Raw genomic sequence first — 14,716 nt, forward strand, 5'->3', positions numbered from 1 at the left:
GGAAGAACCAGAACATGAAAATAACTAAAAATCTGTTGCAGGTGGGTGTGCTGGGGCTGTCGATCATGGCGGGTAGCGTCATGGCGGCAGTCTCGGCCGATGAAGCCGCCAAGCTCGGTACGACCCTGACCCCGATGGGCGCTGAAATGGCCGGCAACGCGGCCGGCACCATCCCTAAATGGTCGCCACTGCCCACCAACGCCGGCGCCGTGGATGCCCGTGGCTTCCTGGCCAACCCGTACGCCAACGAACAACCGCAATTCACCATCACCGCGCAGAACGTCGAGCAGTACAAGGACAAGCTGGCGCCGGGGCAGTACGCGATGTTCAAGCGCTACCCGGACACCTTCAAGATGCCGGTCTACCCGACCCATCGCGGCGCCACGGTGCCGGCTGATGTGTTCGCCGCCATCAAGAAAAACGCCACCAGCACCAACCTGGTGTCCGGCGGCAACGGCCTGGAAAACTTCGAAACCGCCGTACCGTTCCCGATTCCGAAAAGCGGCGTTGAAGTGATCTGGAACCACATCACTCGCTATCGCGGCGGCAGCGTGACCCGCCTGGTGACCCAGGCCACGCCGCAAACCAACGGCTCCTTCAGCCTGGTGTACTTCCGCGACCAGTTCGTGTTCCGCGACAAGATGAAGGACTACGACCCGAAAAACCCGGGCAACATCCTGTTCTACTTCAAGCAGCAAGTGACCGCGCCGGCACGTCTGGCCGGTGGTGTGCTGCTGGTGCACGAAACCCTCGACCAGGTGAAAGAGCCGCGTTCGGCATGGGTCTACAACGCCGGCCAGCGTCGTGTGCGCCGGGCGCCGCAAGTGTCCTATGACGGCCCGGGTACCGCCGCAGACGGCCTGCGGACTTCCGACAACCTCGACATGTTCAACGGTGCACCGGACCGCTACGACTGGAAACTGGAAGGCAAGAAGGAACTGTACATCGCCGAAAACAGCTACAAACTCGACGATCCGAAGCTCAAGTATGTCGACATCATCAAGGCCGGCCACATCAACCAGGACCTGGCTCGCTACGAACTGCGCCGTGTGTGGCATGTGGTTGCAACCCTGAAGGAAGGCCAGCGCCACATCTACGCCAAGCGTGACTTCTTCATCGACGAAGACACCTGGCAAGCTGCGGTCATCGACCACTACGACGGTCGTGGCCAACTGTGGCGCGTGGCTGAAGCCCACGCCGAGAACTACTACGACAAGCAAGTGCCGTGGTACGCCCTCGAAACCCTCTACGACCTGCAGTCCGGCCGCTACCTGGCACTGGGCATGAAGAACGAAGAGAAACAGGCCTATGACTTCGGCTTCACTGCCACCACCAGCGACTTCACCCCGGCGGCTCTGCGCCAGGATGGTGTTCGCTAACTTGCTGTAATAGAGGCCGCATCCTCGAAGGTGGGAGCCGGGCTTGTGTGGGAGCGGGCTTGCTCGCGAAAGCAGAGTGTCAGTCGATACATGTGTGACTGACCCACCGTCTTCGCGAGCAAGCCCGCTCCCACACAAGCCCGGCTTCCACATTTTATTTGGGGTGTTTGGAATATTTGAGCCAGGACCGCCGGATATTTTTTGTTGTAGTCTTTTTCAGACAATTGTTGCAAAGATCTACAAAACTGCCGCTTTTACCGCTAGTCTGCGGACATCTGCAATGCCGACAACAGCCTTCTACAAGAGCCCGGCGATGACTGATCTGTCCCGAATTCAAGGGCCTGCCAGCGCGGTGATTCCGACCCTGGAAGGGCGCTTCTATCGACCCCCACTGCCTGACGGCTACGTGTTGCGACCGCGCCTGTGCGAACGGCTGAGTGAGGGATTGGCCGGGCGCTTATTGCTGGTCAGTGCGCCGGCCGGGTTTGGCAAGAGTTCGCTGGCGGTGGAGTTCTGCCAGAGCTTGCCGGCCCACTGGCAAAGCCTGTGGTTGGGGCTCAGCCCCCGGGACAACGACCCGGGACGTTTCCTTGAGCGCCTACTCGATGGCTTGCAGCAATACTTCCCGCAGTTGGGCGCCCAGTCCCTGGGCTTGCTGAAAATGCGCCAGCGCCATCAACCCTTTGCGTTTGAAGAGTGGCTCGACGGGCTGCTGGATGAACTGACGGTGCACCTGTCGACCCAGGCGCCGCTGTTGCTGGTGCTGGATGACTACCATCTGGCCCAGGGTCCGGTACTCGACCGCTGCCTGCAATTTTTCCTCAATCATCTGCCCGACGGCCTGTTGGTACTGGTCACCAGCCGCCAACGCCCCGACTGGCACCTGGCGCGCCTGCGCCTGTCCCGACATTTGCTGGAACTGCACGAGCAGGACCTGCGCCTGACTCACGCCGAATCCCTGGCCCTGCTGGATCGCCACAGCAGTTCATTGCGCGGCGAAGCCCTGGATAACCTGATCCGACGCAGTGAAGGCTGGGTGGCCGGCCTGCGTTTCTGGCTGCTGGCGGCCTCCGAAGCCGGCAGCGAAGGCGCCTTGCCCCAAGGCCTGCACGGCGGGGAAGGGCTGATTCGCGATTACCTGCTTGAAGAAGTCATCGACTGCCTGCCATCTGAAGTCCAGGCGTTTCTCTACGACACTGCGTCCCAGGAGCGCTTTTGCAGCGAACTGTGCGACGCCGTGCGCGAAGCCCACGACAGCAGCGAAATCCTGCGCTACCTGCAAGCTCACCAGGTTTTCCTTGTGCCGCTGGACGAACAGGGCCACTGGTACCGTTATCACCACCTGTTTTCCGACCTGCTGCGTACCCGGCGCGCGAGTAATGCCGTGTTGCCGGCTGCGAGCCTGCACCTGCGGGCCTGTCGCTGGTTCAATGCTCAGGGCTTGATCGATGAGGCGGTGGAGCAGGCGCTGCGTGCCGGCCACCTGGACGTGGCGGCGAACCTGGTGCAGAACCTCTCCGAAGAGCAACTGCTGGCGGAGCAAAACGTCGGCATGCTGCTGCGCTGGAAAATGGACTTGCCCGACAGTCTGTTGATGAGCACGCCACGTCTGATCGTGCTCTACAGCTGGGCATTGGGGTTGGCCTGCCAACTGGACGCAGCGCAAGAGTTGGCCAGCCATCTCAGCCGCTTTCTGCCGGCGCCATCGGCCACTGCGCAAAAATCGATGTTGGCCCAATGGCTGGCCCTCAGCGGGATCATCGCTCGGGGCCGTGGCGATCGCGAGCTGACCCAGTTGTATTGCAGCGAGGCCCTGGAAAGCCTGCCGCACAAACGCTATGGCCAGCGGTTGATGTGCCTGTCGACCCTGTCCAACCTGTCCATCGTCGACGCCGACCTGTGGCGCGCCCGTGGCTTGAATCGCGAGTCCCTGGAGCTGGCGCAGCGCGTTGGCAATCCGTTGTTCGAGGCATTGGCCCATTACGACCGCGCGCGGGTGCTGCAGGCCCGTGGCGAGATCCTGCGTTCCCTGGATGAAGTGCGTCAGGGTCTGCAACGCCTGCAGGGCCTCGCGCCGCAACGCCTGTATGCGGTGCGTGCCCGCTTGGCGCTGTATGAAGGCTACCTGCTGCTGGTGCGTTGCCAGCCCGAAGCCGGGCTGGCTCGTCTGCGTGCTGGTCTGGCCGAGGCGCGGGCCTGCCGGGATATCAGCGTGTTGATCGGCCATTGCGTGATCGCCAGCTTCGAAGGCCGCCGCGGCGACTTCCCCACGGCCTTTGCCGAGCTGGCCGAGGCCGAGCGCTTGATGCACATCTGGGACGTGCCGCCGATTTTCTATCTGGCGATGATTACCCTGGTCAAATGCGAACTCTGGCTGGCCCAGGGTCGCACCGACCTGGCCGATGCCTGGCTGACACGGCTGGGGCAAACCTACAACGGTGAACACGCCGCAGCCGCGCCGGAGTTTCACCCGCACCTGCCGCAACATATCGAGCTGCAACAGGCAGCGCTCGACGCCATTCGGCATCAGCCGGCGGCCTCACTGCAACGGCTCGACGAACTGGCACGCCAGGCCCATAACAGCGGCCGGCAGATGATCAGCCTGATGGCGCTGACCCAGCAGGCACTGTTACTGCTGGACGGTGGCCAGGAAGCCCAGGCCCGCCCGGTGTTTGCCCGCGCGCTTGAAGCGGCTGCCGGTGGCGCGATGCAACCTTTCCAGCGCCTGTTGGAACGCTATCCCGAGTGGACGCGGGAGCAGCTTTCCCGGGATCCCCATGGACTGTTGAATCAGGGCCTGCTGGCACTCTTGCCGGATGTTGCAGTAGTTGAAACCCCACACACACTGGAGACCCTGAGCACCCGTGAACTGGCGGTGCTGCACCTGATCGCACAGGGTTGTTCAAACCAGGAGATCAGCAATCAGCTGTTTATCTCCCTGCACACCGTGAAAACCCACGCCAGCCATATCAACAGCAAGCTCGGGGTGGAGCGGCGCACACAAGCGGTGGCGCGGGCGCAGGAGATGGGATTGCTGGGGTAGAAACCTGGATCAATGGGATCGAAAGCCCCAGACGATTTCCACCACGCGCGCTGCCACCAGCACATAGATCAGGATAAGCAGCAGTTGAAGGACCAGGTGATAACGCAGCTTGGCGAGCCGGCGGATGCCATCGCTCACATTCAGCACCATCAGCAAGCTTGAAACGACGATCAAGCCCCACCCGGCCACGCTTGACGCCAGGATGCCGAGGAACAGCTCATGTTTCCCGGCCAGTGCATTGGTACCCGCAGCAAACAACAGCGCGCATACCAGCAGGTTCTTCACATTGTCGAAGACCTGGGTGCTGAAGTCATTCTCCAGCAGTTGCTGATACCACTTCCAGAATGTGCGCATGGCTCGATCCCCTGGATCAATGTTTACCGCACGGCGGGGCACTCACTCGATGACTTGTCGGCGGCCTGGCTGAGCAGCGCGGCAAACCGCTTGACGTTGTTTTGCTGCGCGATCACCAGGTCGTCAATGGTCGGGCCGGAAGGCGACTGCACCACCGTGCGACACGTCAGCGGCGTGCGTTCGTCCGTGCCTGTCTGGCGAAGCCGCCATTTGACGTCGAGCAGTGCGTACTGCCCGGGGATCGAGTCAAAGCGCTGGACCTCAATGCGCACCGCCAGGTTTTTCCGGCTGCTGGCGAGTTGATCCACCAGCGCGCTGCGCAGCTCATCCACCAGGCTGGCTGCCCACCATTGCGTCTCAAGAATCGCCACGCCGCTGTCGCCCTGGCGGATGACAATCTGCGGCCGGTCGACCTGGGGCGGGACCGTGATGCTTTCAATGCGGATCTCACCACCGGCGGCCAGTGACGCAGTGCTGCGATGGACCGGCGTCAGGGTGTGAAATTGAATCGGCTCACTGCGGCACGCCGCCAGCAGCAGCAACCCGGCGAGCAATGTGATCTTCAGTGGGAAAGCCATGGTGGTTGCTCCAGTGGTCATTTGCGCGGTGGCCCTTGCAGGTCCGATGGCGCAGCGTTGTCGGGGCGACCGCGAATCAGTGATTCGGGATGGCGTGCCAGGTAGTCCGAGAGCTCTCGCAGGGAGCGCGACATGCGGCTCAGTTCGTCCAGGGTCTGGGTCAACTGTTCCCGCTGTGGCGAATCTTCGGCCAGGGTCGAACTGGCTGACTGCAAGGTTTTACTCACGTCGGCCAGGGTGTTCTGCACGCCCGGCAATGTCTTGGCGTTGAACTGGCCGAGACCTTTGCGCAGTTCCACCAGGCTGCCGTCCAGGTTGCCGGCAATCCGCTCGATCGGCAGCTGGTTGATCTTGTTGACGATGCCTTCGAGTTTTTCCTGCAGTTGTTCCAGGTTGCCGGGAATGGTCGGAATGCTGACGGGGCGCAGGTTCGGGTCGAACACGACTTTGTCGGCCTTGGGGAAGAAGTCCAGGGCGATGTACAGCTGGCCGGTGAGCAGGTTGCCGCTGCGAGCCTGGGCCCGCAGGCCGTGTTCAATGAAGCTGCCTATCAGGCGTACACCGCCGGCCTCATCGTTAGGGTCATGCTTCAGGACCGTGAGCATTTTGGTGTTGGCTTCGCCGAGGCGTTGCGGGTAAATCACGATGCCGACGTTCACCGGGAAGCTACGTTTTTTCTCGTCGAAATCCAGGTTGATCGATACCACTTTGCCAAACTCGATACCCAGGAATTCCACCGGCGCACCGACGGTGAGCCCGCGCAAGGCTTGATCGAAACGCAAGGTCAGGTATTGCCCCTTGCCATTGGGCGGCGCCAGCGCGGTTTGCTGGTCGGCGAACAGTTCATAGGAATGCTCCTCACTGGCCGGCTTGTCGTCGGGGCTGTAGGGCGGAGCCAGGAAAGCGATGCCGCCCACCAGCATGGACGACAAGGATTCGGTCTTCAGCGCAAACCCGTTGGCGCCGACACTCACATCAATCCCGCTGGCGTTCCAGAATCGGGTGTTCTCGGTGACGTAGGCATCATTCGGTGCATGCACGAACACGTCGATGTTCACGCCTTTTCCATCGGCGTCCAAGGCATAGGCGACCACTTGGCCGACGGGGATTTTGCGGTAATAGACGGGGGAACCGATGTCCAGCGAGCCCAAATCCTGGGTGTGCAAGGTGAAGCGTTTACCAGGCTCGCCATAGGTGATGGGCGGCGGGTTTTCCAGGCCGGTGAACCGGTTGGCGCGGGTATCGGACTGGCCGATATCGGCGCCGATGTAATCCCCGGAGAGCAGCGTGTCGATGCCGGAAACGCCGCCCGCGCCAATACGCGGGCGCACCACCCAGAATTGCGAGTCTTCCCGGGTGAAGCTTTCAGCCTGCTTGGACAGTTTGATCGTGGCGTTGACGCTTTTCTGGTCGTCGCTCAACTCCACGTCAGTCACCTGACCGATCACCACGTTGCGGTATTTGACGTCGGTCTTGTTGGCGGTCAGGCCGCTGCCGGTCTTGAAGGTAATGGTAATGCTCGGCCCTTGCTGAAGGATGCTGTGCACCACCAGCGAAATGCCCACCAGCACCGCGACAATCGGCACGATCCACACCAGCGAGACGCTGAAGCGCCGCGTCTTGATCGCCGGCGAGCCTGGCGGCAGCGGTTTGTCAGGGGTTTGCGACGCCATCCGGCATCTCCTCGTTGTGTGGGTTTTCCCAGATCAGGCGGGGGTCGAAACTCATGGCCGAGAGCATCGTGAACACCACCACCAGGCCAAAGAACAGAATGCCCAGGCGCGGCTCGATGGTGCCCAGGGCCTGGAACCGCACCAAGGCGGCTACCAGCGCCACCACGATCACATCCAGCATCGACCAGTAGCCGATCACTTCGACGAAGCGAAACAGCTTCGAGCGCTGCTTGCGTGCCCACTGGTTATTGCGTTGCACGGTGACCAGCAACAGGGTCAGCGCGACGAACTTGATGCCCGGCACCGCGATGCTGGCGATGAAAATGATCAGGGCAATGTCCCAGGCGCCGTGCTGCCAGAACTCCAGCACGCCGCTCATGATGGTACTGTCGGCGCCGGAGCCGAGCATCGAGGTATTCATCACCGGCAGTAGATTGGCGGGCACATAAAACGCCAGCGCCGTCAGCATGTAGGCCCAGGTACGGGTCAACGAGTGGACCTTGCGCCGGTGCAGGGGCGCGCTGCAACGCTCGCATTCGTCGGGGTTGCCGCTGACGTCGCAGGCCTGGCCGCAGCTGTGGCACAGGCAAAGGTTCAGCTCGCTGGCGGTTGGTGGACGGCTCATAAAATGTCCCACAGGTCGCGAATATCACGCCCGGCAATGCGGATCAGCAACAGGCTGAGGGCGGCCAGGGCAAACAGGCCGGTGCCGGGCAATACATCCAGCATGCCGGCGAGTTTGAACACCGCCACCATGGCACCCAGCAGGCAGACTTCGAGCATGCTCCAGGGCCGAAGCGCTTCGAGCCAGCGCATGCACAGCTTGAACGCCGGCGAGCGTTTGCCCTTCATCGCAAAGCCCAGCACCCACATCAGTAGCAGCAGTTGGAAGACCGGCGCGATGATGATGGAAATGGCCGCCACCAGCGCGATAAAAGTAATCGGCCCCTGAGCCAGCGCCACTACTGAGTCCCACAAGGTGGCGCTGCTTTTCAGGCCCTGGAGGCTGATGCTCATCACCGGGTAGAAGTTGGCGAAGACCCACAGCACGGCGGCGGTCAGGGTCAGGGCCAAGCGTTGTTCCACCGACAGCCCGTTGTAACGCTGGAGCACGCCTGCGCAGCGGGTGCAGAGGGTCTTCTGATGTTTGGCGAGCGTGACTTTTTCATACACGCAATCGCAGTGTTCGCAGATGATCAATGGGCTGAGGGTCGCCATAAGTCCCACTCCATGCGCTATACGTTACGCGTTGTATGACTGGCGCCAGAGTAGCTTAGCAGTTGCCGGGTTTGACAGCCGTGCGCTCGCGAGCGCTTTCGGATCGGGTGCACGCTCGAACATACTGTGCGCCAGAATGCAGTACAAAAGAGTGTGCCTTTGAATTTGCAGGAATGCCCATGAATATTCAGTCCCCCGCGCTGATCCGCGAAACCTTTCCGGTCGGTCCGTTGCAGTGCAACTGCACGATCATCGGCGACCCCGTCACCAAAAAAGCCATCGTCGTAGACCCGGGTGGCAACCACGAGTTGATCCTGGCGCGACTCGATGCGCTGGGCCTGAAAGTGGTCAGCATCATTCACACTCACGCCCATCTCGATCACTTTCTGGCTTCCGGGCAGTTGAAGGAGAAGACCGGTGCCACGTTGCACTTGCACAAGGAAGACCAGTTTCTGTGGGACAACCTGGAAATGCAGTGCCAGATGTTCCGCGTGCCTTATACGCCAGTGCCGTCGCCGGATCGTTGGCTGGAGGATGAAGAAGAGCTGGCCTGTGGTTGCGGGGTGGCCTTGCACACACCTGGACACACACCGGGCTCGATGAGTTTCTGGTTTGCCGATGCGAAGTTGTTGATTGCCGGTGACACCCTGTTTCGACGTGGGGTAGGGCGTACCGATTTATGGGGCGGTGACCAAGCCACCATCGTGCGTTCGATCAAGCAACGGCTCTACACCCTGGATGAGGCGGCGGTTGTGGTGGCGGGGCATGGTCCGGATACACGCCTGGGAGATGAAATGCGTGAGAATCCATTCGTGCGGGCGTGAAGGGAAACTGGGGTAGTTTTTCGGATACCAAATGGCGACTATCGGACGAACCTTATAGAAAAAATGACAATTACCGTTCAGCAAGTCTCTGCTAGGGTTTGAGTGCGGCCGGGCTTGTGTGGAGATGGAATTTTTACCGTTTGTCGTGTTCCAACCTCGGCACAGGTCCATTGCCAATGTCCTCTGCATCACAGAATGCAAAAGTAGGAGCTTCCTTCATGTTCACTTCTCGTCGTCTGCTTGTTGTCGCTACCGCCGTAGCCCTGTTGTCGGGCTGCGCCTCACCTAATCCTTATGACGGCAGCCAGGCACAGGGCGGTGGCTCTTCTGGTGTGAGCAACACCGCCAAGTACGGTGGCCTGGGTGCCCTGGCGGGTGCACTGGCAGGTGCCGCCATCGACCACAACAACCGCGGCAAAGGTGCGCTGATCGGCGCTGCCGTCGCCGGTATCGGTGGTGCGGGTTACGGCTACTACGCCGACCAGCAGGAAAAGAAACTGCGCGCCAGCATGGCCAACACTGGTGTTGAGGTGCAGCGCCAGGGCGACCAGATCAAACTGATCATGCCGGGTAACATCACCTTCGCCACTAACTCGGATGCGATCTCCAGCAGCTTCTACACGCCGCTGAACAACCTGGCGAACTCCCTCAAGCAGTTCAACCAGAACACCATTCAGATCGTTGGCTACACCGACAGCACGGGCAGCCGTCAGCTCAACATGGACCTGTCCCAGCGCCGTGCGCAGAGCGTGGCCAATTACCTGACCTCCCAAGGTGTCAGCCCGACCAACCTGAGTGCTCGCGGTGCCGGCCCGGATAACCCGATCGCCAGCAACGCCGACGTCAATGGCCGTGCCCAGAACCGTCGCGTAGAGGTCAACCTGGGCCCGATCCCTGGCCAGCAGTACGGTCAGCCAGGTGCCCAGCAGCAACAGGCGCCACAGCAGAACAACCAGTTCCAGGGCAACCCGTACCAGCAGTACCAGTAACCGCCAGCCAATAAAAAGGGCGCCGTGCAGTCAATGCACGGCGCCCTTTTTTGTGGCTGCCGATGACTCAGTCGATGTATTCGAACAGCTTCACAATCTTCTGTACGCCGGACACGCCCTGTACCAGGTTGGCGGCGCGGGTGGCTTCTGCCTGGGTCAACAGGCCCATCATGTAGACGATGCCGTTATCGGTGACGATCTTGATCCGAGAGCCGGGGATTGCACTGTCGGTCAGCATCTGCGTCTTGATCTTGGTGGTCAGCAGGGCGTCGTTGCTGATGGCCAGCAGGGTGATCGGGTCCATCACCTGCAATTCGTTGTGGACCTTCTTGACCCGTTGAACCGTGGCGGCGGCTTGTTCAGCCTGGGCCTTCAAGTCAGCGCGCGGGGTTTGGCCGGTGAGCAGCACCACGCCGTTGAAGCTGACGACCACAACGCGTGAGGCGCCGTTGCCCAAGTCCGGAGCGGCCTTGGATACGTTGACGGAAACCTTGGTTTCGATCAGCGAGTCATCGATTTTGCTGCCGAAAGTGCGGGTGCCTTTATCGTCCTGGATAGGCGTGTCGCGGCTCGCTTCGATTACCGAGCTGCAGCCGCTGATGCCTAGGCACAGCGTGATTGCCAATAGGCTAAGGCGTTTAACGGTCATTCTTCACTCCCGAACAGTTGGCTGTCGATCAGATCGCACAGGCAGTGGATCGCCAGCAGGTGGACTTCCTGGATACGTGCGGTGACATTGGCCGGGACGCGGATTTCCACGTCTTCGGGCAGCAGCAGCGAGGCCATGCCGCCGCCGTCGCGTCCGGTCAATGCTACGACAATCATTTCACGATCATGTGCGGCCTGGATCGCTTGAATAATGTTCGCCGAGTTACCGCTGGTGGAGATCGCCAGCAGTACGTCCCCCGGCTGGCCAAGGGCGCGAATCTGTTTCGAGAAGATTTCGTTGTAGCTGTAGTCGTTGGCGATCGAGGTGATCGTCGAGGTGTCGGTGGTCAATGCGATGGCCGGCAGGCTCGGGCGCTCACGCTCAAAGCGGTTGAGCAGCTCGGAGGAGAAATGCTGGGCATCGCCGGCCGAACCGCCGTTGCCGCACGAAAGCATTTTGCCTTCGTTGAGCAAGGCGTTGACCATGACCTGACTGGCTTGCTCGATGTGCGGTGCAAGTACGTCCATCGCCTGTTGCTTGGTATCGATACTGGCCTGGAAAAGCTGGCGAATTCGGGATTGCATGTCCATCTGTGTGACCTTAAGTAGCGCGGCTGTTTGGCACAGGAATGTGCAGCCCGCAAAGCAAAGAGCAAAAGTGTGCGGTGTAGATGTCCGGCGAATCAGCTGTCAAAGGCATCTTGCAGCCAGTTCAGATCGGCTGCTCCCCGGGAAGTGCTTTCTATGGCAACCACATCGAAACGGCAGGGGTGATCGGCCCAGCGACGCTCTTTGAGCAGGAAAAACTGCGCGGCGAGTATCAGCTTCTGGCGCTTGCGCCCGTCGATACTGGCAAGCGCGCCACCCCATTGTGCGTGTTTTCTGTAGCGGACTTCGACAAATACTACTGTATCGCCGTCAAGCATGACCAGATCAAGCTCGCCGCGCTTGCATAACCAGTTCTGCGCCAGCAGGCGCAGACCCTGTTGTTGCAGGTACTCGAGGGCTTGAAGTTCGGCGTCCTTGCCGCTTTGTGCGCTTGACCGCTCGGGCATCAGCGCGGGGTATCAGGCAGGCGCTGGATCTCGCCACCCACGAACTTGGCCCATGGCATCTGGCGGTCGACACGCTGGTTGGCGCTGACGCCCAGGTTCCCCGACAGACCGTCAACACGAGTGTCCGGCAGTGCCTTGAGTTGCCCCAGGCGCGGCGCCAGGCGGTAGGCATCCACACCCATCGCGTACAGACGACCGAGGCTGCCGTTGGCTTGTGGCCATTGGGCGGCAACCTGGTTGCGCAGCGGGTCGGTGGTGTTCAGGAGCCAAGGGGTTTCGCAGAACATCACGTTGGTCATGTCCAGGTACTGGTTCTTATCGCCACTGGCGCTGAACACATGGGACGTCGCATACACCGGCACGTCGCCAGCGTATTGGAAGTTCAGGGTTGGCTTGATCTGCTGAGCCAGTTGCGGGGTTACGGCGAGGAAGATGAACTCGATGTCCTGGCGGCGCGACGGCTGGGCGGAAACATCCGAACCGACGGTGCTTTGCAGGCTCTTCGCACGGCCTTCGCTTTTGCGCAGCTGGAACAGGTCGGCGATCTGTTGGGCCAGGGCTACCGGCTGGTCAACGTACTCGACGCCCACCACGGTGCCGCCATTGGCTTCCCAATCCTGACGGAAGGCTTTGTAGACGCGTTCGCCCCATTCGCCTTTCGGCACCATGGCCGCGGCGCGGTGCAGGCCATCGGCGCGAGCACGACGGGACACTTCACGGGCCTCGTCTTCAGCGGCCAGGCCAAACTGGAACAGTTGCGCCGGGTTCTGGTCGGCTTCGCTGTAGTTCAAGGCCAGGGTGGTAATCGGCAATTGCGGGCGTGCGCTGAGTTGCTTGACCAGCGGTTTCTCCAGCGGGCCGACCACCAGTTGCACGCCGGCGGCCTGGGCCTTGGCGTAGAAGTCGTCGATGGAGGTCAGGCGCGAGCTGTCGTAGAACTCGATCACCGGTGGCTTCTGCCCGGCTTGTTCAGCCTGGTAGTGCGCGGCCATGAAGCCTTCGCGCAGCGCTTTGGCAACGCCGGCCAGCGGACCTTCCTGCGGGAGCAGCAGGGCGATCTTGTTCAGCGGCTGGCTGGCCAGTTCCTTGAGCTTGGTCAATGGCTGCGGCAATTGCGAAGCTGCCGGATGGCCCGGGTTCTGGGCGCGCCAGGTATCGATGGCTGCCTTCTGTTGCTCCAGAGTGCCGGCGCCCTTGACCGCTTGGGCCAGGCTGATCCAGCCGTCCAGCGTCGGGTTGCCGCTGGCTTGCAACTGATCGGCAGGCAAGGCGGCAATCAGCGCCCAGATGGCTTCGTGGTTGCTGTTGTAGGCGTCGCCTGTCAGCAGTGGGGCCATGGCGACACGCTCACGAGCGGCGGCCAGGGTCTGGCCGTCGGCCTCATAGGCACGGGCATGCACGGTGCCGGTACGGATCTGCTGTTCAGGCGGCAGCTCCTTCAGGCTTTGCAGGCTCGGGTGGTTCAACGCCGTCAACGCGGCCTTGGGCTGGTTGCGGGCCATCGCCAGTTCGGCCGACAGGGTGCTGGCAAATACCTGCGCGGCCGGCTTCAGGACGTCCAGTGGCACTTGGGCAAGAATCTGCGCCGAGCGTCCCGGATTGTTTTGGTGGAACGCCAGGTCTGCCGCACTCAAGCGCAGCAGCGCGGCTTTTTCCGGAGTGTTGGCCGAAGCCGCCTGTTCGAGCAGTTGCTCGATGCTGGCATTCGGGGTCCGGGGTAGGTCGCCAAGGCTGGACGACGGCGAGCTGGCGCAAGCCGCCAACAGGGCAGCGAGGCAGAGGGCAGAGAACAGCCGCAGGCAAGCGATCATGTAAGTGTTCCTGATACCGATCAAATTAGCGTGGAATTGTACCCAAGCACTGGCCGGGGCGCGATGTTACTGGCGTGAAACCGTCTATTTAGGTCGTGTAAATGTTGCAAGACCCTGCAGATGGCTGAAATGGAGCCTGCCCCGAGGGCATATATTCAAGGCGTCTACGCGCTACAATGCGGCTTTTGCCAATCATCGAGGTGTGCGCTTTGACTGCTCCAGGTCCTTTGAATTCCACTGCTGGCTCGCTTTTTGTCGTGGCGACGCCCATTGGCAACCTGGACGACATCAGTGCGCGGGCACTGAAAGTGCTGCGTGACGTAAAGCTGATCGCCGCCGAAGACACTCGGCACTCCCAGCGGTTGATGCAACATTTTGGCATTCCGACCCCCCTGGCCGCGTGTCACGAACACAACGAACGTGAAGAAGGCAGTCGTTTTATCACTCGTTTGTTGGCGGGTGATGACGTGGCGTTGATCTCGGATGCGGGTACGCCGCTGATTTCCGACCCTGGCTATCACCTGGTTCGCCAGGCACGGGCGGCTGGTATCAATGTAGTGCCTGTTCCGGGAGCGTGCGCGCTGATTGCTGCATTGTCTGCAGCCGGCTTGCCGTCGGATCGTTTTATCTTTGAAGGCTTCCTGCCGGCCAAGGCTGTTGGTCGCCGGGCGCGCCTGGAGTTGGTAAAGGAAGAACCACGCACGCTGATCTTCTACGAAGCCCCGCACCGCATCCTTGAGTGCCTGCAAGACATGGAGTTGGTGTTCGGCGGCGATCGCCTGGCCTTGCTGGCGCGGGAAATCACCAAGACCTTCGAAACCCTCAAAGGTCTACCGCTGGAAGAGCTGCGTGCGTTTGTTGAGGGCGACAGCAATCAGCAACGCGGGGAATGCGTAGTACTGGTAGCGGGCTGGTCGGCGCCGGAAAGTGAAGATGCGGTCGGCAGTGAGGCGATGCGCATTCTGGATCTGCTGCTTAAGGAAATGCCATTGAAGCGCGCGGCGGCCCTGGCTGCGGAAATTACCGGTGTGCGCAAGAACGTGCTGTATCAAGTCGCGCTGGATAAACAAAAGGGCGAATAGTTCCGGGCTCCAGCCTGCACTCCGTCTGAACATGATGGCATTAGTGTCTTTTAATACTTGTT

14 protein-coding genes are annotated in these 14,716 nt (G+C 61.1%); 5 read left to right on the forward strand and 9 right to left on the reverse strand.

What is annotated here, in order from left to right:
* Positions 1-14: 14 nt before the first annotated feature.
* Complete coding sequence (locus K0H47_RS08075; RefSeq protein ID WP_003216172.1) at positions 15-1,379, forward strand: DUF1329 domain-containing protein; 1,365 nt, start codon at positions 15-17, stop codon at positions 1,377-1,379.
* Positions 1,380-1,692: 313 nt separating this feature from the next.
* Entirely contained in the window at positions 1,693-4,422 is a 2,730-nt protein-coding gene (locus K0H47_RS08080; RefSeq protein ID WP_219272336.1) for a LuxR C-terminal-related transcriptional regulator, read from the forward strand.
* A 9-nt stretch (positions 4,423-4,431) separates the two neighbouring features.
* On the opposite strand, the gene K0H47_RS08085 is transcribed toward K0H47_RS08080, so the two are convergent.
* Genes K0H47_RS08085 through K0H47_RS08105 form a run of 5 tightly spaced genes read right to left on the reverse strand, consistent with a single transcriptional unit; the run spans position 4,432 to position 8,245 of the window.
* Positions 4,432-4,776 carry a hypothetical protein gene (locus K0H47_RS08085; protein ID WP_003216175.1) on the reverse strand — a complete coding sequence of 115 codons (345 nt, stop codon included), beginning with the start codon at positions 4,774-4,776 and terminating at the stop codon, positions 4,432-4,434.
* A gap of 23 nt (positions 4,777-4,799) precedes the next feature.
* Entirely contained in the window at positions 4,800-5,354 is a 555-nt protein-coding gene (locus tag K0H47_RS08090; protein WP_219272338.1) for a membrane integrity-associated transporter subunit PqiC, read from the reverse strand.
* A gap of 17 nt (positions 5,355-5,371) precedes the next feature.
* A complete protein-coding gene (locus tag K0H47_RS08095; protein ID WP_063027192.1) occupies positions 5,372-7,027 on the reverse strand; it encodes an intermembrane transport protein PqiB in 1,656 nt (551 codons plus the stop codon).
* The gene (locus K0H47_RS08100; protein ID WP_177026159.1) at positions 7,008-7,652 is read right to left on the reverse strand and encodes a paraquat-inducible protein A; all 645 of its coding nucleotides are present in this window, start codon (positions 7,650-7,652) and stop codon (positions 7,008-7,010) included. Before K0H47_RS08100 ends, K0H47_RS08095 begins: the two co-directional genes overlap by 20 nt.
* A complete protein-coding gene (locus tag K0H47_RS08105; protein ID WP_177026158.1) occupies positions 7,649-8,245 on the reverse strand; it encodes a paraquat-inducible protein A in 597 nt (198 codons plus the stop codon). Before K0H47_RS08105 ends, K0H47_RS08100 begins: the two co-directional genes overlap by 4 nt.
* 179 nt (positions 8,246-8,424) lie before the next feature.
* Here K0H47_RS08105 and K0H47_RS08110 point away from each other — a divergent pair, with 179 nt between their 5' ends.
* Together K0H47_RS08110 and K0H47_RS08115 are read left to right on the forward strand one after the other, a co-directional pair.
* Positions 8,425-9,069 (forward strand): MBL fold metallo-hydrolase, encoded by a 645-nt coding sequence (locus K0H47_RS08110; RefSeq protein ID WP_010170511.1) that lies wholly within the window; start codon positions 8,425-8,427, stop codon positions 9,067-9,069.
* A 218-nt stretch (positions 9,070-9,287) separates the two neighbouring features.
* Entirely contained in the window at positions 9,288-10,058 is a 771-nt protein-coding gene (locus K0H47_RS08115; protein ID WP_026077998.1) for an OmpA family protein, read from the forward strand.
* 67 nt (positions 10,059-10,125) lie between these two features.
* On the opposite strand, the gene K0H47_RS08120 is transcribed toward K0H47_RS08115, so the two are convergent.
* The 4 genes from K0H47_RS08120 to K0H47_RS08135 all read right to left on the reverse strand — a co-directional run bounded on the left by K0H47_RS08120 (position 10,126) and on the right by K0H47_RS08135 (position 13,572).
* Positions 10,126-10,707: a BON domain-containing protein gene (locus K0H47_RS08120; RefSeq protein ID WP_063027196.1), complete on the reverse strand. Its 582-nt coding sequence runs from the start codon at positions 10,705-10,707 to the stop codon at positions 10,126-10,128.
* Positions 10,704-11,297, reverse strand: a complete 594-nt coding sequence (locus K0H47_RS08125; RefSeq protein WP_003216190.1) for a phosphoheptose isomerase — start codon at positions 11,295-11,297, stop codon at positions 10,704-10,706. Before K0H47_RS08125 ends, K0H47_RS08120 begins: the two co-directional genes overlap by 4 nt.
* A gap of 92 nt (positions 11,298-11,389) precedes the next feature.
* Positions 11,390-11,761 (reverse strand): YraN family protein, encoded by a 372-nt coding sequence (locus K0H47_RS08130; RefSeq protein WP_219272339.1) that lies wholly within the window; start codon positions 11,759-11,761, stop codon positions 11,390-11,392.
* A complete protein-coding gene (locus K0H47_RS08135) occupies positions 11,761-13,572 on the reverse strand; it encodes a penicillin-binding protein activator (protein ID WP_219272340.1) in 1,812 nt (603 codons plus the stop codon). The genes K0H47_RS08130 and K0H47_RS08135 overlap by 1 nt, the downstream gene beginning before the upstream one ends.
* A gap of 176 nt (positions 13,573-13,748) precedes the next feature.
* Here K0H47_RS08135 and rsmI point away from each other — a divergent pair, with 176 nt between their 5' ends.
* Positions 13,749-14,654: a 16S rRNA (cytidine(1402)-2'-O)-methyltransferase gene (rsmI, locus tag K0H47_RS08140; RefSeq protein WP_167410148.1), complete on the forward strand. Its 906-nt coding sequence runs from the start codon at positions 13,749-13,751 to the stop codon at positions 14,652-14,654.
* Positions 14,655-14,716: the final 62 nt, after the last annotated feature.

The organism is Pseudomonas sp. Xaverov 83 (assembly GCF_019352905.1).
Lineage (GTDB): Bacteria > Pseudomonadota > Gammaproteobacteria > Pseudomonadales > Pseudomonadaceae > Aquipseudomonas > Aquipseudomonas yamanorum.